We start from the raw sequence: 25,734 nt of genomic DNA, 5'->3' as shown, positions 1-25,734 counted from the left end.
CTCCTTCCGTAGTTTTATATTTCTCTAAGTTCTTCTTCTATTGTTAAAAGTTGCTCTGCATATTTTATTGATTCCTCAAACATTCCCTTTTCTTCAAAATGTTTCACCTTACTCATAATTTCTTTTTTCGACTCCTCTAACCTAGATTTTTTGATTTCTTTTACACAATCCTCTATAAAAATTTTTTTACTATCATCATTTTGTACAGGTAGTACTTTTATTTCATTAATATTAATCCACTCTTTATTTGTTTCCAAATCTTGACATAACAATTCAACTTTCTTTTTTAGATCATTACTTTCTAACTCTTTATTACCTATTATAATTTCAAATATTTTTTTATGTGATTCTTCTATAATATCTTCTACGTTTAATAAACTAATTATGTAATCTAAACATACCTTATTTAACATTAAATTCAAAATAGTACGCTCTGCTTTTACATAAGGCTCTTCTACATATAATTTTGCCCCAATTTTTTCCTTTATATTCATATTTTTTTTGAATTTACTGTTTTTCTGCATTTTTTCATTTAATAAGTCGTATATTGCATTTTCATCTATTCCCGTATCTTCAGATATTCTTTTCACATAAAGATTTCTTTCCACAGGATCAAGTTCTATTAACATCTCACTTATATTTTTTATAAAATTCGAAAGTGATTTTTCATCCTTAAAATTTGTTTTTTGTTTAGCCCTATCAATTTTATATTGTGCTAATGGAAGTGCATTTTCTAATAACTTTTTAAAGCTGTCTCCTCCATGCTTTTTAACAAATTCATCTGGATCTTTTCCATCTGGAAATTTTATTATTCTAACTTCGAACCCCTCACTAACTAAAATATCTAATCCCCTAAGAGTAGCTATTTGCCCTGCAGCATCAGAATCATATGCAATATATACTTTATCAGCATATTTTTTCATAAGTTTTGCTTGGCCTACAGTAAGTGCTGTACCTAATGATGCAACTACATTAGTTATACCTGCTTGATGTAATGCTATACAATCCATATACCCTTCTACCATAATTAAACTTTTAGTAGTATTATTTTTAATAGCAAAATTTAATCCATATAAATTAGTACCTTTATTAAAAATAATAGATTCTGGGGAATTTAAATATTTAGGTTTGGATTCATCTAATACCCTTCCTCCAAATCCTATAACCTTCCCCCTATAATTAAAAACAGGAAAAATTACTCTATTTCTAAATCTATCATAGTACTTACCATTCTTCCCCTTAGAGATAAGTCCTAATGACAATATGTCAATCTCCGAGTAATTTTTACTTTTTAAATAATCATATAATCCCGTCCAATTATCCATTGCATAACCTAATCCAAAACTTGCTATAGTTTTTCCCGATAAACCTCTTTTATTTAAATATCCAATAATTGTTTTATTATTTCTTAGGTTATTGAAGAAAAATCTAGCAGCAGCTACATTTATATCATATAACTTTTTAGTAGAATTAGTACTTTGTTGATTTTTATTTGTCGTTATTTCTATATTTGCCTTTTCAGCTAAAATTTCACATGCTTCTGGAAAAGACAAATTTTTTGTCTTCATTAAAAATGTAATTACATTACCAGCTTCTCCACATCCAAAACACTTATATATCTGTTTGTCTTGAGAAACCGTAAAGGACGGAGTTTTCTCGTGATGAAAAGGACATAACCCAAGATAATTTCTTCCTGTTCTCTTAAGTCTTACACTTTCCGAAACTATATCAACTATATCATTTTCATCTTTTATTTTTTCAATTATTTCTTCAGGTATAAGCAAAAAACTCCCACCTAACTTTCAAAATTTAATTAATATGACTTATTTATTATTCGACAAAAATAAAAAATATCCTTCTCTAATTAATATATTTTTTAAACTATATTTGTCATATCTCTATATTCTTTGTCTTATTTAAAAATTTTTATACAAGATTACATTTCTTTCACTCTATTCTTTCCCCTTTTCTATTTATACTATACCTTCTCACTGTATAAGAACAATATAAATTTAAAAGTTTAATAATTTATTTTTTATATTTTAATTTTAACTTTAATAATTTATAAAAAAGTTTTTCTTAATTATTTTATTCTATATTAAAAGCAAAAATTCCTTTTTATAAAATAGTTATAATATCTTAATTTCTATAATATGTTATATAGAAGATTGTTTAAAAGGAGTTGGATTATAATGCCATATAAGGCTTCTAAATATACTGCTTATGGTGACTTAAGCGCTTCTAATGTAAAACTTAATGTATTACCTTACTATAAACTTGAGAATAGTTCTATAGAAGAAATTAAATTTAAAGATACTGATAAACAAAGAGCTGTTTATAAAATTACATCAAATAATAATTCTTACTGTTTAAAAAAAGTTTATTATGATGCTTCAAAACTTTTATTCGTATATTCTTCTGTAGAATGGTGGTATAGATGCGGTATTAATGTACCTAGAATACTTCCAACAAAAAATAATGATAGATTTGTTAATTATAACGATATGCTTTTTATCCTAACACCATGGATTATAGGTGAAAAATGTAACTATGATAATAATAATCATCTAACTGCATTGATGCAAAACTTAGGAAAAATGCATAAAAAAAGTACTGTTTTTTTTCCTATAAAAGATAGTGAATGTAAGGAGTCTTGTAATATACTTTATAACTCCCTTCATAAACATTGGCAAAATATGCTTCAATATTCTAACTTAGCTTTTAAATATAAAGATAACTTTTCTAAACTATATATAGATAATTTTAATATCTGTAATAAATTAGGTGAACTTTCCTCCAATGTTTCTTATACTATTAATAATAAAAATCTAACTAGAAGTCTTTGTCATGAAGATTATGTAAATAAGAATTTAATTTTCAATCCTAATAATAAAATATATGTTATAGATTTTGATAAAGTATCTATAGACTTTATAGCTCATGACATTTCATATGCCTTACGAAGAATTTTAAGACGTGATTCTACTAATTGGAATGTATCATTATGCATTAAACTTTTAAGTGAATATAATGAAGTTTTCCCTTTAAATTTAGATGATTATAAATATATACTAGCATATTTAGCTTTCCCACAAAAATATTGGAAAATATCAAGAGATTATTATAGAAACATAAAAAAATGTAATAAAAAATCATTTTGTAAAATACTATCAAAATCAGTTGAAAATTGCAAGGAACAATTAGATTTTGCAATAAACTTTAAGGAATATATACAAGAAAAATTTAATACAAAATTTTAAAGAGTCAGAGTTTGTATTCTCTGACTCTTTTTATTTATTTTCTTGGATTTTTAATTTGAGCTTGTGCAGCTGAAAGTCTTGCTACAGGAACTCTAAATGGTGAACATGATACATAATCTAATCCAATATTATGGAAAAATTCCACTGATGCTGGATCTCCTCCATGCTCTCCACAAATTCCTAGTTTAATATTAGGTCTTTGTTTTCTACCTAATTCTGTAGCCATTTTAACAAGTTTTCCTACTCCCACTTGATCTAATTTTTGGAATGGATCTTGTTCATATATATTACTATTATAATAGAATTTCAAAAATTTGCCTGCATCATCTCTTGAAAATCCGAAAGTCATTTGAGTTAAATCATTAGTTCCAAAAGAAAAGAATTCAGCCTCTTTTGCTATTTCATCTGCTGTTAATGCAGCTCTCGGAATTTCTATCATTGTACCTACTTTATATTCAAGTTCTATATTGTTTTCTTTTATAATTAAATCAGCTACCCTAGTAACCACATCTTTAACATATTTTAGTTCCTTAACTTCTCCTACAAGAGGTATCATTATCTCTGGCACTATATTATATCCTTTTTCTTTTTTAACTTGAATTGCAGCCTCTATAATTGCCCTTGTTTGCATTTCTGCAATTTCTGGATAAGATACTGCAAGTCGACAACCTCTATGCCCCATCATTGGATTGAATTCATGTAATGATGCAATTGTAGATTTTAACTCTTCCACTTTTATATCCAATTCTTTTGCAAGATCTTTAATATCACCTTCATCAGTTGGTAAAAATTCATGTAGTGGTGGATCTAAAAATCTTATTGTAGCTGGTCTAAATTCCAATGCTTCATAAATTTTAACAAAATCTTCTTTTTGCATTGGTAAGATTTTTGAAAGGGCTTTTCTTCTTTGGTCAACAGTTTTTGATAATATCATTTCTCTAACCGCAGGAATTCTATCCTCATCAAAGAACATATGCTCTGTTCTACAAAGACCTATACCTTCTGCTCCAAATTCAATTGCCTTTTTAGTATCTCTTGGAGTATCTGCATTAGTTCTAATTTTTAAAGCTTTAATACTATCTGCCCATCCCATAAAAGTTCCAAAATATCCACTTATCTCTGGATCAACAGTTTTTATAGCATGTCCGTATACCTTTCCTGTACTACCATCTAATGCGATATAATCTCCCTCTTTGATAACTTGTCCTAAAGCTTGAACTGTCTTTTCTCTTTCATTTACTGTAAGTTCACCACATCCAGCTACACAGCAAGTTCCTATTCCTCTTGCTACAACTGCAGCATGAGAAGTCATTCCGCCTCTAACAGTTAAAATACCTTCGGCCGCAATCATTCCCTCTATATCTTCTGGAGAAGTTTCTAATCTTACTAAAATTACCTTTTCTCCTAATTCATGATGTTCTTTTGCTTCTTCTGCAGTAAAATACACCTTACCACATGCAGCTCCTGGTGAAGCCGGTAATCCTTTAGCTAATTCTTTAGATTTTTTTAATTCTTCAGCATCAAAAGCTGGATGTAATAATGCATCTAATTGTTTAGGTTCTACTTTAAGCAATGCTTCCTCTTTAGTAATTAATCCTTCATTTACCATATCAACAGCTATTTTTAAAGCTGCTTGTACAGTTCTTTTACCATTTCTAGTTTGTAAGAAATATAATTTTCCTTCTTCTATGGTAAATTCCATATCCTGCATATCTTTATAATGTTTTTCTAAGCCTGTTGATATTTCCATAAATTGCTTAAAACATTCTGGCAAATCTTCTTCTAATTTTGTTATAGGCTGAGGAGTTCTAATTCCTGCAACAACATCTTCTCCTTGAGCATTAATTAGATATTCTCCAAAAATACCTTTTTCTCCCGTAGAAGGATTTCTTGTAAAGGCAACGCCTGTTCCACTGTTATTACCCATATTTCCAAATACCATTCTTTGAACATTTACAGCAGTACCCCATTCTGATGGAATATCATGTAATCTTCTATAAACTATTGCTCTAGGATTATTCCATGATCTAAATACAGCTGTTATAGATTCTTTTAATTGACAAAATGGATCTTGTGGAAATTCTTTCCCAACTTCTGACTTGTAGTATTCTTTAAACTTAATTGCTAATTTTTTTAGATCTTCACATTCTAATTCAGTATCGAATTTTACACCTTTACTTTCTTTCATATCATCAATGTAACCTTCAAACACTGATTTATCAAGTCCTTTAACTACATCTGAAAACATTTGAATAAATCTTCTATAAGAATCATATGCAAATCTAGGATTGTTAGTTAGCTTAGCTACAACTTCAACTGTTTCATCATTTAATCCTAAATTTAATACTGTATCCATCATACCTGGCATAGACACTCTAGCACCTGAACGAACAGATACAAGAAGAGGATTATCTTTTGAACCAAATTTTTTATTTGATAATTGTTCAACTTTTTCTAAGGCCACTTTAACTTCATCGATAATTTCTTTTGAAAGTGTTTCACCATCTTCATAATATTTTGTACAAGCATCTGTTGATACTGTAAAACCTTGTGGGACGGGAATATCCAGTCTAGTCATTTCCGCTAGATTAGCACCTTTACCCCCAAGTAGGTCTCTCATCTTTGCATTTCCTTCGCTAAATAAATATACATATTTTTTGTTTTCCATAAATAATGACATCTCCTTTATTTAAATAAACAAGATACCTTAAAAACAAACACAACTAGGTCATATTTGTCCCACTCTAATTAAATTCTACCCATTATCACTTAAATTAATTAAAAATTTTGTTATATTAGTCTTAGAAACCTTTCCTATGACTTTATTAAAAGTTTTATTATCTTTTTCAACTGTTCTTACTACTGGTAAACTATCTACTTCATGAACTATTATTTTTTTAGCAGCATCATATACTGAATCTTCTTCAGAAATATATATAATATTAGGCATTCTTGTCATAATGATTCCTATAGGTACCTTATGAATATCAGATCCACCCATTGCAATTTTCAAAAAGTCCTTTCGTGAAACGGCTCCAACTAATCCTTCTACATCATTTTCAATAAATAACGTTCCAACATCATTTAAGAATAGTTGAACAATTCCATCATAAACACTACATTCCTCTTGTACTAAAACTGATGCACTCATTATTTCTTTTATCTTAATTTCTTTAAGATAATCATGAATTATACTATAAGAGGGTTTTTTAGAATATATATACCCAACTTTAGGTCTTGCTTCTAAGATTCCTGTCATAGTTAATATAGCTAAATCAGGTCTTAAAGCAGCTCTAGTTACACTTAAATTACTAGCTATTTTCTCACTAGTAATTGGTTGATTCTCTTTTACTAATCTTATTATTTCTTCTTGTCTAGCAGTTAGTTTAATAGCGTTCACCCTCTTTCTTTATTACTAAATTACTTTTATTAATTTTATTATAATGTATTATTACTAATATTACAATATATATTATATACATTTTCAAAAAAAATTATATATATGTTATATTACTAACCTATATTTGTATACACAATAAACGTTTTATATTATTTTTCAAATAAATAAGAGTAACTATCTTAGTTACTCTTATTTTGTTATTATTCCTGATCTTTTTTTTCTTCACAACAGCATTTATTTTTTTCTTCACAATTGCAATTTTCTTTATTATCTTTTGAAGAATCATCACAACAATCTTTATTTTCATTTTCAAAATTTACTGTATATGAATAAGTTTTTACTTCTGATGAATCATTACTTGAAGCATTATCTTTTTTTTCAAATATTTTTTCTTTAAATTCATTTTTAACTTCTTTAACTTTTGTTGCCACATCATCTACCGTATTTTTTATTACCGCATTTACAACTTCTACTGACCCATCTTCTTTTGTAACCTCTATAGTAATTTTGGTAGCCATTGCCACAATTAATCCTATTCCAATTAGAGGTGGAAATATCATTGAAAAAATTCCTGCAGCAATACCAGCATTAACTGGCATATCTACTATAACTTTATTTTCTTTTCTAACTTTTATTCTTGTGGCATTTCCTTTTTCTACAAGATCAATAAACCATTTTTTAAATTCTTCTTTTGTAGTAACCATTTCTTCTACTTTATTTTTAGTTTTATTATTTATTTCTTGTTCTAAATAAACTAAAGTATCTACTACATTTCCTTCACATTTTTCCAAAGCTTCTTTAGCATCTGTATAACTAACACCTGTTCTCTCTCTTATTATGTCTATTTTCTCTAGAGTTACCTTTTCCATTAAAATCACTCCTTGTTAATATAATTAAACATTTCTAAACTCTTAGGTTTTCTATTATATACCTCTAAAATAAATGATTGCATAAGTAAATTTAGTTCTTTTTTACTGTTCTTATCTAAATTTAACCTATAAATTTTTTCTAAAGGAAAATGTATCATGTATCTTAATATATTATAAGTAGAATTTGATATTTTAATACAATTTTGTTTATTGCACTTTGTACATATACATCCAAAGTTTGAAAGATCAACGTAGTTAGATATCTTAATACTTTCTCCACATTGAACACAATGCTCCAACTCTAATGAATATCCAGTATTATAAAGCATTTTAATTTCAAAGGCTCTTATTAATACTTCAATATCTCCTACCTTATTTTTTATTAAATAATACATAGTTATTAAATCTTTAAATAAATTAAAGTTTTTTTCTTCTTCTATACTTGAAATATCTATAAGTTCATTTATATAAGAACAGTATGTAATAGTTTCTAAATCTCTAATAAATTCTTGAAAAGAATGGATTACATATCCCTCATTTATCGTATACATACTTCTACCTTTATAAAGTACATAATCGCCAAAACAAAATACTAGAGTTGATGCTGAAAGTTTACTATTTCCTTTTTTAGCACCCTTTGCGATTGCAGATACTTTTCCTAAGTTTTCAGTATACATCCACAAGAGCTTATCATTTTCCTTATAGTCTTGAGTTTTTAAAATAACCCCTCTTGTCTTTATCAGGCTCAGAAAACCATCTCCTAACCCTATTATAAAATAATATACTCAACTTTGCATTAAATAATATGAATTTTTGATTAATTAATAATTAATTATAAATTAATTAATCTTTATATCCCAATTCTTTTAATAAATTTGGACTATCTCGCCAGTCTTCTTTAACTTTTACCCATACTCTTAGGTATACTTTTGCTCCTAGGAATTTTTCTATATCCTGTCTAGCATACTGAGATATTCTTTTTAACATAGCACCTTGTTTACCAATTATTATACCTTTATGAGAAGATTTTTCACATAGCATATTAGCATCTATATAATATATTCCCTTCTCATTTTTTTTCATAGAAAGAATTTCCACCGCCGTACCGTGTGGTACTTCTTTATCTAAAAGTCTAAGTGCCTTCTCTCTTATAATTTCCATTACAATAAATCTTTCTTGTCTATCAGTTACCATATCTTGTGGATAATATTTAGGTCCCTCTGGAATATGTTTTTTCATCTCATCTATTAATACATCTACGTTTTTTCCTTTTAAAGCAGACATAGGTATAATCTCTTCAAATTCAAAATACTCAGAGTAATTTTGAATAGTTTTTGCTACTTTTTCTTGTTCAACCTCATCTATTTTATTAACTAAGAGAAATTTAGGTATATTAACTTTACTTAATTGTTCTAAAATAAGTTTATCGCCCTTTCCAATTTCACCTTCTGGAGTAGTTATAAATAGAATTAAGTCTACTTCCCTTATAGCATCTGTAGCTATTTTAACCATATACTCGCCTAGCTTATGTCTAGGTTTATGCACCCCTGGAGTATCAACAAAAATTATTTGATAATCTTCTCCATTTAATATTGTTTGTATGTTATTTCTAGTAGTTTGTGGCTTACTTGATACTATCGAAAGTTTTTCTCCCATTATAAAATTATTTAGGGTAGATTTTCCTACATTTGGTCTTCCTATTATTGTTACAAATCCTGATTTAAACATTTGTCCTCCTTAAGACTTCTTTCTATTTTAATGCTTCCTTTGAAAATGCATAAGGCATAATTTCATTTAAAGTTTTTACCATGTATTCTTCTTTATTTTTAATAATAATAATTTTAAAATTTTCTGAAGCAAACTCTAAAATCACTTGTCTGCATATTCCACAAGGATATGTGTAATCTTTTTCATCACCTACTACTGCAAGCATATTTATAGTATGATGTCCTTCTGAAACAGCTTTAAAAATAGCAGTTCTTTCTGCGCAATTTGAAGCCCCATAAGATACATTTTCTACATTGCATCCAGTGTATATACTTCCATCTTCTGTGATTAAAGCAGCACCTACTTTAAAATTTGAATATGGTGCATAAGCCATATTTCTTGCTTCAATAGCTTTTTCAACTAATAATTTTTCATTTACCATGTAATAATATACCTCTCATTTAAATTTGTAAGTACATACGATTATATCATGATTTTCAAATTAATATAAGTATTAAAAGCGTTATTAAAAATCCTAATAATCCCCCTAGTATAACCTCTAAGATAGAATGTGTATTTGAATCCACTCTGCTTTGTGCCACTATAAGTGCCATAACATACCCAAGGAAAACTATCAAAGGCTGCATAGAATAATATGCAATAACTGTAGCTATACAAAATGCTACAGCACTATGACCTGAAGGCATTCCACCTTTTAATGGAGTTCCTTTACCTGAAATTATTTTTAAGATAACGGTTAAACAAACAACAACCGTTAATATGGCAAAAATTATATGCGGACTACAATTTTTTATTTTATATATTATAGTTTCTGTAATTGGTTTTACTCTATCCCAGAATACTACATACCCTATAATAACAGCATTTACAACTGATATAAGAACAGCCCCTGCCGATATATCTTTAGCACTTTTAACTAAAGGATGCCTATATTCTATAACCGCATCTAATGTATTTTCTATAGCGGTATTTATCATTTCAGATACTATCACAAATGAAATAGCAAAAATTACTAGCAAAAATTCTAATTTTGTTAAATCTGAAAAAAAGCAAAATAAAATCACTAAAATCCCTATAACAACATGTATTTGCATATGTTTTTCACATTTTATACTCTGTATAATCCCCATAATAGCATAGTTTAAACTTTGTACTAATGTTTTCTTTTTCATATGCCCACTACGCTTTCTAAAAAAACTTACTTATAAAATATGTGACAGAATTACTGTCACATATTTTATAAACTTTATTAATATTGCTTACATTATTAAATTTCTCTTACTACATTAAAATTATTCAAAATTTCCTCTTCTCTTTTTCTCATTACTACCTTATCATCCTCTTCCATATGATCATATCCTAATAAATGCAATATGGAATGAATTATAAGATAACAAACCTCTCTTTTAAATGAATGATTAAATTCTTCACTTTGCTCTTTAGCTCTTTCTAAACTTAAAGCAATATCTCCTAACACTAATTTACCATCATCTAAATCCATTTCACTAAAAGTATAATTTAAGTAATTTTCTTTATATACAGTATGAGGCTTATAATCCAACATAGGAAAAGATAACACGTCAGTTACCACATTTTTTTGTCTTTGTTCTTTATTTATCTCTTTTATAGTCTCATTATCAATTAATATTAAGCTAACCTCATAATCTTCTTTTACTCCTTCTTCTCTAAGAGTATACTCAATCATATTTTCTATTAATTCTATTAATTCTTCCTCAACTTTAATTTTATTTTGTCTATTATCTACTAGTAACATTTCAAATTCCTCTCTAGTTTATTTTATTTCTAACCATTAATTATTGCCACTATTATTATTTCTATTCTTCTCCATAGTAGCTAGTTTAGGGTACTCTATTCTTTCATGATAAATTCCTGAAAGTCCTTTTAAAAACGCTTTTTTTATTTTTTCTAGATCTTTCAGTGTTAAATCACTATCATTTAAATGTCCGTCATCAAGTCTTGACTTAATAATACTTGAAACCATATGTTCAACCTTTTCCTCTGTAGGTTCATTTATAGATCTTACAGCTGCTTCTGAGCCATCTGCTAACATTATTATAGCTGCTTCTTTACTTTGAGGATCAGGCCCTATATATCTAAAATCTTCTTCTAGTACATCCTCTGGTTTTTCACTGTTGTTTTTAGCTGTTATATAAAAATATTTTACAAGTGAAGTTCCATGATGTTGTATTATTATATCTTGAATACACTTTGGTATCTTATATTCTTTAGCTAATTCTACCCCATCTTTAACATGAGATGTAATAATTAAAGCACTTAAATTAGGTCCTATTTTATCATGTGGATTTTGTCTTCCCATTTGGTTTTCCTTAAAGAAATAAGGTCTCTTTAATTTTCCTACATCATGATAATAAGCTCCTACTCTCGCAAGCACAGTATTAGCTCCAATTGCCTCTGCAGCAAGTTCAGCAAGATTTGCTACAAGTACACAATGATGATATGTACCAGGTGCTTCTATTAATAATTTTCTTAAAAGCGGATTATTAGGATTAGAAAGCTCTAATAATTTAACTGTAGTAACTATATCAAATCCACTCTCGAATAAAGGTAAAAATCCAATAGTAAATATTCCTGATAAAATACTTGCAAGGAATGTAGCTCCACATGTTAATAATAAATCTTTTACATTATTATTAATTTGAATAATACATAAACACATAGTTATTACTGCATTAATTATTGCTATAAAAAAAGCTGAATATAATATATCACTTCTTTGATCCATTTTCTTTAAATACACCGATCCTATAACAGCATTTAACATAATTAAAATGATCACAGGTGCATTAAATTTAACCGCAATACTTAAAAACACACCATTGAAAATACTCATAGTTATACCTAATTTATAATTTAATAATAACGATAACATCATAGGTGCAAAAGATAACGGTATTAAATATGGTGTTATCAAATCTAGGCTTCTACCTAAAATTAAAGTTATTATATTAATTACACTAACTAATACTAAAAATTTATCAGCTTCATAAATTTTTCTTTGATATTTATATAAATAATATCCTTCTACAGCCAAAAGCGAACCAATTAAAATTCCTAACCCTACATAAATTATCCATTGAAAATTATTTTTATCCTCTAAAAAACCTAGTTGCCTCAAAAGTTCAACCTGATACTTTGTAACCGGTTCCCCCTCTTTGACAATTATTTGATCTTTTTTTACTTTAACTGGTTCTACACTTTTAAGCGCTTCACTTTTATAACTTCTAGTTTTTTCTTCATCATAAAATACGTTGGGCTTTAATTCACTTAAAGCAATTTTTTTACTTATATCTAAATACTCAGCTGTATTACTATTTTTAGAAAGTTCAATTTCTATAAAATAAGTTGATTTCTTTTTATCTTCTTCTTTTATTTTTAAATTTTTTTCTTTATTTTGTATATTTGGAGATTTTTTCGCATCATTTTCTTTCTTTTTTTCTAAACCATCCTCTTGTTCATAAGTACTTAACCTATTTAATTTATCACTAACTTCTAAAGGAGTTTCAGAGTTTATTTGATATTCATCATACACCCTTGTCATAGTTTTTATAATAGTATTCTTAATGACATCTGTGTCTTGTGGATTTAAACTTAACAATTTCTGAATTTCATCTAATGTCAAATTAATATTAATTTCATCTTTAATTTTTGCAGCTAATTCTTCCTTTTTTTTATTTAATTCTTCCTCACTAAGCTTAGAATTGCTTTTTAAGTTTTCATCATGGAACTTGCTATTTTCTGATACAATTTTTGAAAATAAGGACTCTATATTTTTCTGCATATTAGTTTTTACATTACTATCTATTGTATATTGATTGGGTATACTTTTTATAGCTGCTTCTTTCTTTTCCTTAGTAGACAATTCATCTTCTACATCTCTTGGAGACTTAATATCTACTCTTGCAATATCTCCTTCTTTGAGGGAATATTTTTCAGGTAAAACGGCAGTTATTAATATTCCATAAATAAAAATAAAATTTAAAACAAGAATAGCTATTTTTCTCATTTTCTTGCTCATAACAATTTTATTTGCTTCTCTTTTAACCATATTGTTTCCCACCCTTTATATAGGTTTAATTTTGCCCTTCTCCATTTTCATTTTTTTGATTTCCATCAATTCCTTCCTCATTTTTAACAATTGGATTGCTTTTAGCTTCACTAATTTCCTCTTCTACAATAATTAAAACCTTTAATTTACAATTCTCTCCTTCTTTTCTACTATCTTCTATCTTTTTAATAATCTTAATATTATTATTGAAGTTAATAGTAATATCGGAATACATTTTAAGAAGATTTTCTTTTATAATCTTCTTCTCATCATCTTTTGTAAATGGTTGTTCTTTTACTTCGTAATAGATTTCCTTTTTAACAAAGGAATTATTATCTTCTATTTTATCATATTTCTTAAATTTGTTTAAATCGTTTTTTAAGTAAATTTTTTTATTTTTTACGGTAATATACCTGTTTATTAACATCCTACCTGTTCTTATCCTTTTAACTTTAGGAATCTTGACTTTTTTTATATTTTCATAAAAGGTTTTAGCTATAACATCCCCCTGTGCTTTAACCTCATAGGTACTCTCTTCTTTACCTTGAATTCCTCTTACTAGGACATCTCCCTTTTTTACTATTTGTCCTTCTTCTACTATAGCAGTCCCAGATTTAGTATATACTCTTTCAATAATTCCATCCTTTTTAGCAACTAAATCACAAGGTGAATTATCTTCTTCTATTTTAGGTGGATTTTGTCTTTCTGAAATTTCAATTCCTAACTTAGTACCTTGAATCCTAGCTCTCACCCATACCACATTATTATTTTCTTCCTGAATGTTATTTTCCAACTTAAATATATCCAATTTTTCTTTTTTAATTCCTGGTTTAATTCCTAATGTTTTTAAATATGTTCTAATTTCATAAGGTGAAACATAGTTCTCTGTTTTTATATTAATAACCCATATATAATTTGATAAATAATATATAAGTACTATAAATAATGCCATACCTGTAAAAAAAGCTTTTCTTTTAAAAAACTTATTTTTAAACTTGTACATTCCAGCAGAACCTAATATTCTAACCCTTACTTTATGTTCTTTGGCTAATTCATTTATTCTACTTAATTCATTAGGTGAAATTTTGAATGTATAATTTACTATACTAATCTTTTTTATTTCTTCTAAAACAATTCCTTCATTACAAAGAATATTCACAAATCTTTCTGGCATAATTGTAGTAATTTCAATCTTAATTTTCCCTCTATTCATCTACATCACCACGTCTTTCTAGATTAAAAGATATAAAAACTCCACTTACAGTTATAGTAGTTTCACTTAAATATGCAATTTCAAAATTTCTACCCTTTAAAATCATTTTTCCAAGACATGTTTTAACTCTAATTTCATTATCTGTAAAACTTAGAATTCCTCCATGATTTTCAATGGTTAATTCTTCATCACCTATAATAGTTATCTTAGGTATTTTTTCTATTGCTTCTCTTGGTATATCAAACTTATTAGCCATTTTTACAGTTGATTCTCTAAAAAAATTTCCCAAAATGTCTCACTCCCCATAATTAAAAGAATTTTCATAATAATTTATGAAAATATTCGCTTAATTATGAGGAGATTATCATAATTTAATATAAAATTTGCAAAATAAAAAGACCCAGATTACTCTGAGTCTATGTTTTTTTATTTATTTAAATATTCTTTTACTAAGGTACTAACCAATTTACCATCTGCTTTTCCCTTTGTTTTAGGAACTATTGCTGACATTAGTTTTCCCATATCTTTCATGCTACTTGCTCCCACTTCGCTAGCCGTGCTAGCAACAATTTCTTTTACTTCAGTTTCTGTCAACTGCTGAGGAAGGTAATTTAACAGTATATTGATTTCGTCTTGGGCTGCTTTTACTAAATCTGTTCTATTTCCTTTTGTAAACTCTTCAATGGATTCACGTCTTTGTTTTACTTCTTTTGATATAATATCTATAACTATATCATCAGTAACTTCTTTAGACTCTCCACTTTTTTCGTAAAGCAGAACAGCTGCTTTTGCCATGCTAATTACATTAGCTTTAAATTTATCTCTAGCTTTTACAGCGTCTTTCCAATCTCTTTGTAAATCTTCCCTTAAGGACATTAAAACTTACCCTCTTTCAAAACTATTTTTTCTTTCTTCTCTTAGCAGCTTCTGATTTTTTCTTTCTCCTTACGCTTGGCTTTTCGTAGTGTTCTCTTTTTCTTACTTCAGCAAGAACGCCAGCCTTAGCGCATTCCCTTTTAAATCTTTTTAAAGCACTTTCTAAAGACTCGTTATCTCTTACTTTTATTTCTGACATCTATATCCCTCCCTCCGCTTGCCGTTTTTACCATTTTGCATGTACAATAATAATTTATTGTGGGAATAAATAGCACGTTATAAATTATACAACATATCCAAAGAATATGTCAATACAAAATTACCACTTATTAGCCTGGTGGCCATTGTAGGTTTCTACCGCCTAAAATATGAAAATGTATATGTTTTACTGTTTGGCCTCCATCTTCACCACAATTGCTAATTACTCTGTAACCACTTTCACTTATCCCTAATTCTTTCACTATTTTTTTAGCTACAAGAAAAATATGAGAAATAACTTTACTATTCTCTTCATTTAATTCATTTAAATTAGAAATATGTTCTTTTGGTATAATAAGAACATGCACTGGAGCTTCAGGACTTATATCTTTAAAACAATAAACTTTATCATCCTCATATACCTTAGTTGATGGTATATCTCCTTTTACTATCTTGCAAAAAATACAATCATCCACATCTTTCACCTCCTTTAAAAGCGAGGACTCTTTATAATATATTACCATATATGAAGTCTTCATGTACACTATTTAATTTAACTTCTAAAATTTTCCCCTCTATGTTCTCTTCGCTTTCTGCAAAAACTTTTATATAGTTATGAGTGTATCCTTCATAAGTATTATTTTTACCTTTAACTTTTTGTTCAAATAAAACTTGTTCATCTCTTCCTGAAAACTTTTCCATAAATTCCATTTCATTTTTAAGATTCAGTTCCATTAAAGCTTTACTTCTATCTTCTTTTATATTGCCATCTATTTGATTGTCCATTGTGGCAGCTTTTGTACCTTTTCTAATACTATATTTAAATATGTGCATTTTTGATAATTTTATTTCTTTTAAGAACTCATAGGTTTTTTTGAATTCATTTTCAGTTTCTCCAGGAAACCCTACAATTATGTCTGTTGTTATAGAAACATCCTTTATATTTTTTCTTAAATTTATTACTGCATTTTTATATTCCTCTGTAGTATAACGTCTGTTCATTCGTTTTAAAGTTTCATCACAACCACTTTGAAGAGATAAATGAAAATGTGGACATAACTTTTCAAACTTTGCCAATCGTTCAATTGTATCTTCTTTAAAAAATCCTGGTTCTACAGAACCTATTCTGATTCTTTCTATTCCATCTATTTTATTTATTTCTTCTATAATATTAACCAAATTTATATCTTCTTTTAAATCAACTCCATAAGAAGCTATATGTATTCCTGATAAAATTATTTCTTTAAATCCATGTTGTGCTAACTTATTACATTCTTCTAATACCTTTTTAGGATCTTTAGAACAAACAGCACCTCTTGCATAAGGTATTAAACAGTAGGAACAAAATCTATTACATCCATCTTGAATTTTTAAGAAGGCTCTAGTTTTATCTTGATATTCCTCTATATTTAATTCATCAAACTTTTTATCCTTAAGAACATCACTTACCTGTACAAATTGTTTGCCTTCCTCTTTGGCCCTATGTACCCAATAAACTATCTCACTTTTGTTTCTAGTACCTAAAACTACATCTACTCCTTCGATTAAACTAACATCATTTGGAGATATTTGTGCATAACATCCTACTACTGCAATAATAGCCTCTGGATTAATTCTTCTAGCTCTTCCTATCATTTGTCTTGATTTTTTATCGCCCATGTTAGTTACAGAACAAGTATTTACAACATAAACATCAGCAAAATCCTCAAAAGGTACAAGAGTATAACCATCTTTTATGAATTTTTCTGTCATAGCTTCCGATTCATACATATTTACTCTACACCCTAAAGTTACAAATGCTACTTTCATTATATATTTCCTCCTAAATCACCTAATTCATATGAAACTAAAGATACTGCCGTAAATCCTGCTGTTTCAGTTCGTAAAATTCTAGGTCCCAAGGTTATAATATAACATCCCTTATCTTTTAAGTTTTCAATTTCTTCTTCTTCAAATCCACCTTCAGGTCCAATTATAATAGCAACTTTTTTAATATTTTCTTTATTGACTTGCGTAAGCACATACTTTAATCCATGATTTTCTGCATTCTCATAAGGAACTAAGACTAAATCAAAATTATCTAATTCATTTAAAAGATTTTCGAATTCTTTAGGTTCATTTATACTTGGAATAATAGTTCTTTTACATTGCTTACAAGCTTCTAATGCTATTCTATTCCATCTATCTAGTTTCTTATATTCCTTTAAATCAGCTTTAACAACTACCCTTTGAGTTATTATGGGAGTTATATGTGTTACCCCTAATTCTGTATTTTTCTGAACGATTAAGTCCATTTTCGAACTTTTGGGTAATCCTTGAAATAAAGTAATTTCTATAGGACTTTCTGCTGATCCCTCTTTTGTTTCTATGATTTCAGCTCTAACTTCTTTTTTAGAAATCTCTATAAGCTTACATAAATACTCTTGACCTTGTAGGTTATTAATAATTACTTCATCACCTTCTACAAGTCTTAAAACTTTATATATATGCTTAACATCATCACCGTCAATAATTACTTCTTTATCATTAAAATTTTCTACAGGAACAAAAAACTTATGCATTTTTTCACCTTTCCTTTAAGAAATTATAGTGTTGCAACGATGCAAACCCATTCCCCTTCATTTTTAACTTCTAAAATCTTATAGCCTACAGATTTTAACTTCTCTTCAACATCAGTTCTTCTATCTAGAATTATACCTGAACAAATAAACTTCCCATCTTCTTTCAAGAAGTTTTTAACATCTTCACATACAAATTTAATAATGTCGGCTATTATATTAGCTACAACTATATCAGCTTTACCGTCTACTACATCCATTAAATTTCCTTCTAAAACTTCTATTCCATGAACATTATTCAATTCAACATTCTTTTTTGCTGCATCTACTGCAACAGGATCTAAATCTACTGCTTTAACATCCTTAGCACCTAAAATTTTAGCGGCTATAGCAAGTATACCAGAACCCGTTCCTATATCAAATACAGTACTTTCTTCTGTTACATTTTGTTCTAATGCTTTTACACACATTCTTGTAGTTTCGTGAGTACCCGTACCAAAAGCCATACCTGGATCTAATTCTATTAAAAGTTCATCATCTTTCTTAGAATAATCTTCCCAAGTTGGTTTTACAACAACTTTCTCACCTATTTTAGTTGGCTTATAATACTTTTTCCAATTATTAGCCCAATCCTGTTGGTAAATTTCTTCTTCCTCTACTTTTCCTTCACCTACATCAATACCCATTTCTCTTAATTCTTTAATTTTTTCTTCTATGTAAGTTATAATTTTATTAACATCGATATCTTTTTCAAAGTATCCTTTTACTACTGCTGCCTTTCCCTTATGCTCCAATATATTTATATCTGCAAAATCCCAAGTTAAAGGACCTTGTTCTCTTCCTAATATATCTTCTGGGTCCTCGATAGCTACCCCATCACAATCTAATCCATAAAATATTCCTGATATTGGTTCTAATGATTCACTCTTTGTTATTACTCTAATTTCTTTCCAAGTTCCTTCCATATGTATACCAATCCTTTCTTGTACTACTTCAACTAATTTTATATTTTACACTTTCAAGCATTTTATGTCTAGGTTTAATATGTAAATATAGCCCTTACAAATAATTTTCATTGCTTCATAAATAAAAAATTGCTAAAAATATTTTTCATTTTTAGCAATTTTTCATTATTCAACCTTCTTACTATTAATCTGTTTTTTTATCTATGAGATTTATTATATCCTCTTTGCTCATATTAATAGATTTCATAACATTTATAAATTCACTTACCTTTTCTTCTATATAATTTTCTTTTAAACTATTTAAAAACTTCTTATCTAATGTAATCTCACTTTGAGAATTTCTCATAGTGGTTATTAACCCCATACCTTCCATCTCCTTATATGCTCTTTGAACTGTATTAGGATTTACCTGTATCATCTCAGCAAATTCACGTCTTGAAGGAATAACTTGACCTGGTTGTAAATTTCCTTTTATTAATTCCTTCTTTATATATTCAATAATTTGGAGATATATAGGTTCCTTATCATTTAATTTAATATTCATATATTTCATATCTCCTTATAACTTACTCAACTGTAACATAAGCATAATCTTCTATTTTTTCAGCTACTGAAGCAAAATATAGGCTTTTGTTTTTATACAAATCTACTACATTTATATATCTATAACGATTTTCTTTATTTTGATAATTACTGGAAATATCAAAATAGGCTCTATTCCCTTTTACGTCTATTAATTGTATATTTTTTACGACTGTATGTTTTATATCTTTTACATTTTCAGCTAAATAAATGTTATTATACTTTTTAACTTCTTTCTTATCAAGATCAAAACATAATATGTCTAATTGATTATTTTTTAAAGATGTTGTAAAAAACATTTTATTTTGTTTAATTAAATCTGGATACACATTACACTTACTTTCAAAAGCTCCTTCTCTAGAAGTTTTATAGTTATCCAAAGTGATACTATTAATCATTACTTGTTTTTCTCCTTCATGTTCTTGAAAAGTATAATACAATTTATCTCCATACATGAATTGTTGTAATATAACTTCTTTATTGATTTCTATTACTTTTTCTTTATTAAATTCTTCTTTTTTTAAATCTATAGTACCACAAACTAACACTGTATTACATTTTTCATTGCTCCACTTTTGTAAATCAATTACGACTTTAACTTTGTCTTTATAAGGTTTACTATAAACAGAAATAACATTATCATTCTGTTCTATTAAGTTTAAAGGTATACAAAACTTTTTTAATTTGTTCTTAATTTTATCTCTATAATATACTTTTAAGAATCGTTTAACATTGCTAGTTACACTATCATTCCTTTGAATACATACATATAATTTCATTTTTTCATCTTCATAAAGATTTTCTCTTAAAATATCTACTAAACTCCCTCTAAAAAATTGTTTATCTTTTAAATCCTCTTCATTTAATCCAGTATTTTTAGATTCACATTTTACATTCTTTGTCTTTTCTCCATCTTTAGAAATTATTATTTTTTTCATTTTATATTTGTTATAAGGAAACTTATATACAATTTTATCATTTTCTAAAACACTTTTATTTCCACCTAAATCTTTAACTTTATAATTTAAATCTTCTTTAGGCATAATATTAAAACAATATATACCCATTATAACTACTGAAAATATTATAAATGTTATTGTCCAAATTTTTTTCATGGTTTCCTCTCCCCCTTATACATGTACCTTATTACATAATAAATAATAGTTTAATTTATAATTACAAATAATAAGAATTAAGGATAAAAATATATAATAAATTGCTGTTTCATTAGTAAAAAAATAAAGCTTTTCAGGAACTAACACATATAACAAACTAATACCAACCAATGATACTATACCTAGTATTAAACCTTTCCATCTAAAACTTCTCTCTAAAAGAACACAACTAAAGATTAAAAAAACTATAGTAATAATTATTAGTATATATACATTAAAATCTGTTATATTATATGGAAAAATATCTGATTGGTAACATCTTTGTGTAATTGCCTTTATAGGACTCATATCATAAAAAACTTCTTTAGATATCGAATTTTTTAAAATAATATTATCTATAAACAAGGTTCCTATATGAAGTGATAAATAAGTAGATCCTAATAAAAATATAGTACTAAATTTAGATAAAATAATTTTATGTCTTGATATAGGAAGTGTAAGTAAAGTATAGATAGTCTTATTATTACCTATCCATTCTCTAAGCCATATAATAATTGCATACAAAAAAATCACTAAAATACCTAAACATATAAACATCTTTAAACGATCATCTTTACTAACAATTTCAAATAAACTTATTCCTCCTCTGTCAGCAAGAAAAGTTTTAATGGTTTTTCCCTCATCTAAAAACATCTTTATCTCACTATTAATATTTGTTATTCCATCTTTTATAATAAGTAGATGACCTAAAAATGATAGAATAAAGAATGGTATTACTATTTTTAGACTTTTATAAATCTCGTGATTTAATAAGTACCAAAATTTATTTTCCTTATTTTTCTCCATTTTTATATACCTCCCTTAACTTATCCTCTATAGATAATCCTTGGTTCTCTTTTAATTCTTCCACATTAAACTTAGATATTAATTTTCCGTTTTCTATAAGTACTACTTCATCTGCTAAATGTTCTATTTCTTTTATTTCATGAGTAGTTAAAAGTATCGCCATGTTATCATTCATTAATCTAATCATAGATTTTATAAAATCTTCTCTTGTAAAAATATCAATTCCTGAAAAAGGCTCATCCATTAATAAATATTTAGGATTTTGACAAAATCCAATTATAAGCTTTACTCTAGCTATATTTCCTTTAGACAAATGTGATATTTTTTTAAGGTCATCTAAATTAAACTCTTTTAACATTTTCTCTGCCTTTTCCATATCCCAATTTTTATAAAATGTATTCATATACTGAAATAGTTCTTTTATAGTCATAAAAGAATAATGACAACTTATATCAGGTATTAAAGAAATTTTATCATATTGCTTATAATTTAATTTTTCCCCATCTATTAATATTTCTCCAGAACTTAGTCTTTGAAGACCCATAATAACTTTCATTATGGTTGATTTACCTGCTCCATTCAAACCCAAAAGAGCAGTTATTTTTCCTTTCTCAATATTAAAACTTATGTCATCCAAAGCTTTAACTTTTTTAAACCTTTTTACTGCATTTTTAACCTCAATCATTTTTTCCCTTTTCCTCCTTATGTATTAATGTATTAATACACTTTAAGTGTATTATAGCATTGATACACTTTTAATACAATAAGTTTTCAAAATAAATAAAAAATAGCAAAAAGACTTTATCTTTTTGCTATTTTTTATTTATTTCTTTAAATTCTTTTTAAAAAAGCCCTTATGTTCCTCTTGTTGAGGTTCTATTTCACCTGATGCCTCCATAAATTGAAGAATAGCTTGTTTTTGTTTTTCGTTAATCTTTTTAGGTATATCAACTACTACTTTAACAAATTGATCTCCTCTACCTGTACCATTTACCCTTGGTACACCTTTTCCTCTTAATCTAAACACTGTATTAGATTGTGTGCCCGAAGGAACCTTGTATACAACTTCTCCATCTACTGTAGGAACCTTAAGTTCCGCACCTAGAATAGCTTTAGATACACTAATATGTTCCTCCATATAAATATCATTTCCTCTTCTTTCAAAAAGCTTATGAGGAGCTACTCTTAAGTTAATATATAAATCACCTGATGGACCTTTGTTACTTCCTGGTTCACCTTGTCCTCTTATAGGTATAATGTTACCATTATCAACACCTGCTGGAACTTTCACCTTTATAGATTTTCTCTTTTTAATTTTACCTGTACCATGACAACTAGAGCAAGGATTTTCTATAATTGTTCCTAATCCTCTACATTTATCACAAGTAGTTTGAGTTGAAAATGCTCCAAAAGCTGTTCTTCTTTGCATTGTTATTCTACCTGTTCCATTACATCTATCGCATGTCTTTGGAGATGTTCCTGGTTTTGCACCTGTTCCATTACAAGTTTCACAATTTTCATGTTTATTTACTACTATTTCTTTTTCACAACCAAACACTGCTTCTTCAAAACTTAAATTTAAAGTTGTTTCTATATCTGCACCTTTTCTTGGTGCATTAGGATTAGCTCTGCCACTTGAACCGAATCCTCCAAATCCACCTGAAAATCCACCACCAAATATATCTCCAAATATGTCTCCTAAATCTGAAAAATCAAATCCTGCTCCATTAAATCCACCATCAAATCCTGCTCCAAAATCAGCCGTACCATATTGATCATATCTAGCTTTTTTTTCTGGATCTGAAAGTACTTGATATGCTTCATTTATCTCTTTAAATTTTTCTTCTGCCTCTTTATTATCTGGATTTCTATCTGGATGGTATTTTAAAGCAAGCTTTTTAAAGGCCCTTTTGATATCTGGCTCACTAGCTCCTTTTTCTATGCCTAAAATCTCATAGTAATCTTTTGCCATGCTTATTTTCACCACCTAATACTAATAGAATAAATTTCAATCTTTAATATTATATCTTATACTACATATAATTAACAACAACATTTTATACTAAATATTATTTTTTACTAAAATCAAGGGAGGGTTATTACCCATCCCTTGATCTTTTATCTTAAATTTTTAAATACTATTCTTTATCTTTAACTTCAAAATCAGCATCTACTACATTATCATCTTGTGATGCACTATTAGTAGTGTTTTCTGCTCCTTGAGCTCCTTCAGCATTAGGTGCTCCTTGTGGATTAGCTTCTTGATACATTTTAGATGAAATTGCATAGAATTCTTGAGTTAATTCTTCAGTAGCTTTTTTAATAGCTTCTAAATCTTCTCCCTCTTTAACTTTCTTTAATGCTTCTAACTTTTCTTCAACTTTAGCCTTATCTTCTGGAGATACCTTATCTTCTAACTCTTTTAAAGTTTTCTCTGTTTGATAAGCTATTTGATCTGCATTATTTTTAACTTCTATACCTTCTTTTCTTTTCTTATCTGCCTCTTCAAATTTCTTAGCTTCTTCTACCGCCTTATTAATTTCATCATCTGAAAGATTTGTTGAAGCTGTAATAGTAATATTAGCTTCTTTACCAGTTCCCTTATCTTTTGCAGATACATTAACAATACCATTAGCATCTATATCAAAAGTAACTTCTATTTGAGGAATTCCTCTTGGAGCTGGAGCTATACCTGATAAAGTAAATCTTCCTAATGTTTTGTTGTCTGCAGCCATTTGTCTTTCACCTTGAACTACGTGAATTTCAACTGATGTTTGACCATCTGCTGCTGTTGAGAATATTTGGCTCTTTTTAGCTGGTATAGTTGAGTTTCTTTCAATTAATGGAGTAGCAACTCCACCTAAAGTTTCAATACCTAATGTAAGTGGAGTAACATCTAGAAGTAATACATCTTTAACTTCTCCTGTTAGTACACCTGCTTGTATTGCTGCACCTGATGCAACACATTCGTCTGGATTTACTCCTTTTGATGGTTCTTTTCCTGTAAAGCTTTTAACTGCTTCTTGAACTGCTGGAATTCTTGTTGAACCACCTACTAAGATAATTTTATCTACTTCATTAATATTTAAGTTTGCGTCACTTAATGCCTTTTTAATTGGTTCTATTGTTCTTTGAACTAAATCACTTGTTAATTCATTAAATTTAGCTCTTGTAATATCCATATCTATATGTTTTGGACCTGTTGCATCAGCTGTAATAAATGGTAAATTTATATTTGTTTGAGTTGATGAAGATAACTCTATTTTAGCTTTTTCTGCAGCTTCTTTTAATCTTTGAAGTGCCATTTTATCATTTCTTAAATCTATTCCATTTTCAGCTTTAAATGTTTCTGCTATATAGTCCATAACTTTTTGGTCAAAGTCATCTCCACCTAATTTAGTATCACCATTAGTAGCTAATACTTCAAATACACCGTCACCTAGTTCAAGTATAGATACATCAAAAGTACCTCCACCTAAATCATAAACTAAGATTTTTTGGTTAGAATCCATTTTATCTAATCCATAAGCAAGAGATGCAGCTGTTGGCTCATTTATAATTCTTCTTACATTTAAACCAGCAATTTTACCAGCATCTTTAGTTGCTTGTCTTTGGCTATCATTAAAATAAGCTGGAACTGTAATAACTGCCTCTGTTACAGTTTCTCCTAAATACGCTTCAGCATCTGCTTTTAATTTTTGTAATATCATAGCTGAAATTTCTTGTGAAGTATAGTCTTTTCCATCTATTGTTGTTTTATGATCTGTACCCATATATCTTTTAATTGAGATTATTGTTTTATCTGGATTTGTAATTGCCTGTCTTTTTGCAACTTGCCCTACAAGTCTTGATCCATCTGCTTGGAAAGAAACAACTGATGGAGTTGTTCTAGCACCCTCTGAACTAGGGATTACTACTGGATCTCCTCCTTCCATAACTGCCACACATGAATTTGTTGTACCTAAATCAATACCTATTATTTTAGCCATTATATTGTACCTCCTAATATTACGAAATTTTATTTATTCTTAATGATT

At 27.9% G+C, this 25,734-nt stretch carries 25 protein-coding genes; 1 reads left to right on the top strand and 24 read right to left on the bottom strand.

All coding sequences use genetic code 11. The features are described from left to right. Window positions 1-14 precede the first annotated feature (14 nt). Window positions 15-1,784 carry a DNA primase gene (gene dnaG, locus QOZ93_RS03260; protein WP_307355101.1) on the bottom strand — a complete coding sequence of 590 codons (1,770 nt, stop codon included), beginning with the start codon at window positions 1,782-1,784 and terminating at the stop codon, window positions 15-17. A 408-nt stretch (window positions 1,785-2,192) separates the two neighbouring features. Here dnaG and QOZ93_RS03255 point away from each other — a divergent pair, with 408 nt between their 5' ends. Then, window positions 2,193-3,260, top strand: a complete 1,068-nt coding sequence (locus QOZ93_RS03255; protein WP_307355100.1) for a CotS family spore coat protein — start codon at window positions 2,193-2,195, stop codon at window positions 3,258-3,260. A gap of 34 nt (window positions 3,261-3,294) precedes the next feature. Here QOZ93_RS03255 and ppdK read toward each other — a convergent pair whose 3' ends face one another. The 23 genes from ppdK to dnaK form a co-directional block, all read right to left on the bottom strand. Then, on the bottom strand, window positions 3,295-5,928 hold the full coding sequence (ppdK, locus tag QOZ93_RS03250; protein ID WP_307355099.1) for a pyruvate, phosphate dikinase: 2,634 nt from the start codon (window positions 5,926-5,928) through the stop codon (window positions 3,295-3,297). 87 nt (window positions 5,929-6,015) lie between these two features. Next, a complete protein-coding gene (gene ccpN, locus QOZ93_RS03245) occupies window positions 6,016-6,660 on the bottom strand; it encodes a transcriptional regulator CcpN (protein WP_307355098.1) in 645 nt (214 codons plus the stop codon). Between the two features lie 200 nt (window positions 6,661-6,860). Continuing rightward, window positions 6,861-7,529: a DUF4342 domain-containing protein gene (locus tag QOZ93_RS03240; RefSeq protein ID WP_307355097.1), complete on the bottom strand. Its 669-nt coding sequence runs from the start codon at window positions 7,527-7,529 to the stop codon at window positions 6,861-6,863. 5 nt (window positions 7,530-7,534) lie between these two features. Further along, window positions 7,535-8,269: a DNA repair protein RecO gene (gene recO, locus QOZ93_RS03235; RefSeq protein WP_307355150.1), complete on the bottom strand. Its 735-nt coding sequence runs from the start codon at window positions 8,267-8,269 to the stop codon at window positions 7,535-7,537. Window positions 8,270-8,372: 103 nt separating this feature from the next. Next, window positions 8,373-9,257, bottom strand: coding sequence for a GTPase Era (gene era / locus QOZ93_RS03230; protein WP_111942898.1), 885 nt, complete (start codon window positions 9,255-9,257; stop codon window positions 8,373-8,375). A 22-nt stretch (window positions 9,258-9,279) separates the two neighbouring features. After that, entirely contained in the window at window positions 9,280-9,678 is a 399-nt protein-coding gene (locus QOZ93_RS03225; RefSeq protein WP_307355095.1) for a cytidine deaminase, read from the bottom strand. A gap of 55 nt (window positions 9,679-9,733) precedes the next feature. Then, the gene (locus tag QOZ93_RS03220) at window positions 9,734-10,429 is read right to left on the bottom strand and encodes a diacylglycerol kinase (RefSeq protein WP_307355094.1); all 696 of its coding nucleotides are present in this window, start codon (window positions 10,427-10,429) and stop codon (window positions 9,734-9,736) included. A 95-nt stretch (window positions 10,430-10,524) separates the two neighbouring features. After that, the gene (ybeY, locus tag QOZ93_RS03215; protein WP_111942904.1) at window positions 10,525-11,031 is read right to left on the bottom strand and encodes an rRNA maturation RNase YbeY; all 507 of its coding nucleotides are present in this window, start codon (window positions 11,029-11,031) and stop codon (window positions 10,525-10,527) included. Window positions 11,032-11,067: 36 nt separating this feature from the next. After that, the gene (locus QOZ93_RS03210) at window positions 11,068-13,344 is read right to left on the bottom strand and encodes an HD family phosphohydrolase (protein WP_307355093.1); all 2,277 of its coding nucleotides are present in this window, start codon (window positions 13,342-13,344) and stop codon (window positions 11,068-11,070) included. 25 nt (window positions 13,345-13,369) lie between these two features. Next, entirely contained in the window at window positions 13,370-14,557 is a 1,188-nt protein-coding gene (yqfD, locus tag QOZ93_RS03205; protein WP_307355092.1) for a sporulation protein YqfD, read from the bottom strand. Continuing rightward, a complete protein-coding gene (yqfC, locus tag QOZ93_RS03200) occupies window positions 14,550-14,846 on the bottom strand; it encodes a sporulation protein YqfC (RefSeq protein ID WP_307355091.1) in 297 nt (98 codons plus the stop codon). Before yqfC ends, yqfD begins: the two co-directional genes overlap by 8 nt. A gap of 137 nt (window positions 14,847-14,983) precedes the next feature. Further along, window positions 14,984-15,433: a GatB/YqeY domain-containing protein gene (locus tag QOZ93_RS03195; protein ID WP_111942908.1), complete on the bottom strand. Its 450-nt coding sequence runs from the start codon at window positions 15,431-15,433 to the stop codon at window positions 14,984-14,986. 22 nt (window positions 15,434-15,455) lie between these two features. Continuing rightward, complete coding sequence (gene rpsU / locus QOZ93_RS03190) at window positions 15,456-15,632, bottom strand: 30S ribosomal protein S21 (RefSeq protein ID WP_111942910.1); 177 nt, start codon at window positions 15,630-15,632, stop codon at window positions 15,456-15,458. 130 nt (window positions 15,633-15,762) lie between these two features. Beyond that, entirely contained in the window at window positions 15,763-16,107 is a 345-nt protein-coding gene (locus tag QOZ93_RS03185) for a histidine triad nucleotide-binding protein (RefSeq protein ID WP_111942912.1), read from the bottom strand. A gap of 31 nt (window positions 16,108-16,138) precedes the next feature. Beyond that, complete coding sequence (gene mtaB, locus QOZ93_RS03180; RefSeq protein ID WP_307355090.1) at window positions 16,139-17,440, bottom strand: tRNA (N(6)-L-threonylcarbamoyladenosine(37)-C(2))-methylthiotransferase MtaB; 1,302 nt, start codon at window positions 17,438-17,440, stop codon at window positions 16,139-16,141. After that, a complete protein-coding gene (locus QOZ93_RS03175) occupies window positions 17,440-18,192 on the bottom strand; it encodes a 16S rRNA (uracil(1498)-N(3))-methyltransferase (protein WP_307355089.1) in 753 nt (250 codons plus the stop codon). Before QOZ93_RS03175 ends, mtaB begins: the two co-directional genes overlap by 1 nt. Before the next feature lie 23 nt (window positions 18,193-18,215). Further along, window positions 18,216-19,154, bottom strand: a complete 939-nt coding sequence (gene prmA, locus QOZ93_RS03170) for a 50S ribosomal protein L11 methyltransferase (RefSeq protein WP_307355088.1) — start codon at window positions 19,152-19,154, stop codon at window positions 18,216-18,218. A gap of 184 nt (window positions 19,155-19,338) precedes the next feature. Then, window positions 19,339-19,698 carry a GntR family transcriptional regulator gene (locus QOZ93_RS03165; RefSeq protein WP_307355087.1) on the bottom strand — a complete coding sequence of 120 codons (360 nt, stop codon included), beginning with the start codon at window positions 19,696-19,698 and terminating at the stop codon, window positions 19,339-19,341. Between the two features lie 22 nt (window positions 19,699-19,720). After that, on the bottom strand, window positions 19,721-20,851 hold the full coding sequence (locus QOZ93_RS03160) for a hypothetical protein (protein WP_307355086.1): 1,131 nt from the start codon (window positions 20,849-20,851) through the stop codon (window positions 19,721-19,723). Between the two features lie 15 nt (window positions 20,852-20,866). Next, window positions 20,867-21,697 (bottom strand): ABC-2 transporter permease, encoded by an 831-nt coding sequence (locus QOZ93_RS03155; RefSeq protein ID WP_307355085.1) that lies wholly within the window; start codon window positions 21,695-21,697, stop codon window positions 20,867-20,869. Further along, window positions 21,684-22,382 (bottom strand): ABC transporter ATP-binding protein, encoded by a 699-nt coding sequence (locus QOZ93_RS03150; protein ID WP_307355084.1) that lies wholly within the window; start codon window positions 22,380-22,382, stop codon window positions 21,684-21,686. The genes QOZ93_RS03155 and QOZ93_RS03150 overlap by 14 nt, the downstream gene beginning before the upstream one ends. Before the next feature lie 138 nt (window positions 22,383-22,520). Further along, window positions 22,521-23,669: a molecular chaperone DnaJ gene (gene dnaJ, locus QOZ93_RS03145; RefSeq protein WP_307355083.1), complete on the bottom strand. Its 1,149-nt coding sequence runs from the start codon at window positions 23,667-23,669 to the stop codon at window positions 22,521-22,523. Window positions 23,670-23,835: 166 nt separating this feature from the next. Next, window positions 23,836-25,686, bottom strand: a complete 1,851-nt coding sequence (gene dnaK / locus QOZ93_RS03140) for a molecular chaperone DnaK (protein ID WP_307355082.1) — start codon at window positions 25,684-25,686, stop codon at window positions 23,836-23,838. Between the last annotated feature and the right edge of the window lie 48 nt (window positions 25,687-25,734).

It is taken from the genome of Hathewaya limosa, from assembly GCF_030815255.1.
GTDB classification, from domain to species: domain Bacteria; phylum Bacillota; class Clostridia; order Clostridiales; family Clostridiaceae; genus Hathewaya; species Hathewaya limosa.
Note: the sequence above shows the minus strand (reverse complement) of the source record. Positions and strands in the feature narration are given on the sequence as shown.

Bases quoted from the DNA above. Each gene is read 5' to 3' on its own strand.
- QOZ93_RS03255 (WP_307355100.1), top strand. From the start codon at position 2,193: ATGCCATATAAGGCTTCTAAATATACTGCTTATGGTGACTTAAGCGCT.
- ppdK (WP_307355099.1), bottom strand. From the start codon at position 5,928: ATGGAAAACAAAAAATATGTATATTTATTTAGCGAAGGAAATGCAAAG.
- QOZ93_RS03240 (WP_307355097.1), bottom strand. From the start codon at position 7,529: ATGGAAAAGGTAACTCTAGAGAAAATAGACATAATAAGAGAGAGAACA.
- era (WP_111942898.1), bottom strand. From the start codon at position 9,257: ATGTTTAAATCAGGATTTGTAACAATAATAGGAAGACCAAATGTAGGA.
- QOZ93_RS03225 (WP_307355095.1), bottom strand. From the start codon at position 9,678: ATGGTAAATGAAAAATTATTAGTTGAAAAAGCTATTGAAGCAAGAAAT.
- QOZ93_RS03220 (WP_307355094.1), bottom strand. From the start codon at position 10,429: ATGAAAAAGAAAACATTAGTACAAAGTTTAAACTATGCTATTATGGGG.
- ybeY (WP_111942904.1), bottom strand. From the start codon at position 11,031: ATGTTACTAGTAGATAATAGACAAAATAAAATTAAAGTTGAGGAAGAA.
- QOZ93_RS03210 (WP_307355093.1), bottom strand. From the start codon at position 13,344: ATGGTTAAAAGAGAAGCAAATAAAATTGTTATGAGCAAGAAAATGAGA.
- yqfD (WP_307355092.1), bottom strand. From the start codon at position 14,557: ATGAATAGAGGGAAAATTAAGATTGAAATTACTACAATTATGCCAGAA.
- QOZ93_RS03195 (WP_111942908.1), bottom strand. From the start codon at position 15,433: ATGTCCTTAAGGGAAGATTTACAAAGAGATTGGAAAGACGCTGTAAAA.
- rpsU (WP_111942910.1), bottom strand. From the start codon at position 15,632: ATGTCAGAAATAAAAGTAAGAGATAACGAGTCTTTAGAAAGTGCTTTA.
- mtaB (WP_307355090.1), bottom strand. From the start codon at position 17,440: ATGAAAGTAGCATTTGTAACTTTAGGGTGTAGAGTAAATATGTATGAA.
- QOZ93_RS03175 (WP_307355089.1), bottom strand. From the start codon at position 18,192: ATGCATAAGTTTTTTGTTCCTGTAGAAAATTTTAATGATAAAGAAGTA.
- prmA (WP_307355088.1), bottom strand. From the start codon at position 19,154: ATGGAAGGAACTTGGAAAGAAATTAGAGTAATAACAAAGAGTGAATCA.
- QOZ93_RS03165 (WP_307355087.1), bottom strand. From the start codon at position 19,698: ATGAATATTAAATTAAATGATAAGGAACCTATATATCTCCAAATTATT.
- QOZ93_RS03160 (WP_307355086.1), bottom strand. From the start codon at position 20,851: ATGAAAAAAATTTGGACAATAACATTTATAATATTTTCAGTAGTTATA.
- QOZ93_RS03155 (WP_307355085.1), bottom strand. From the start codon at position 21,697: ATGGAGAAAAATAAGGAAAATAAATTTTGGTACTTATTAAATCACGAG.
- QOZ93_RS03150 (WP_307355084.1), bottom strand. From the start codon at position 22,382: ATGATTGAGGTTAAAAATGCAGTAAAAAGGTTTAAAAAAGTTAAAGCT.
- dnaJ (WP_307355083.1), bottom strand. From the start codon at position 23,669: ATGGCAAAAGATTACTATGAGATTTTAGGCATAGAAAAAGGAGCTAGT.
- dnaK (WP_307355082.1), bottom strand. From the start codon at position 25,686: ATGGCTAAAATAATAGGTATTGATTTAGGTACAACAAATTCATGTGTG.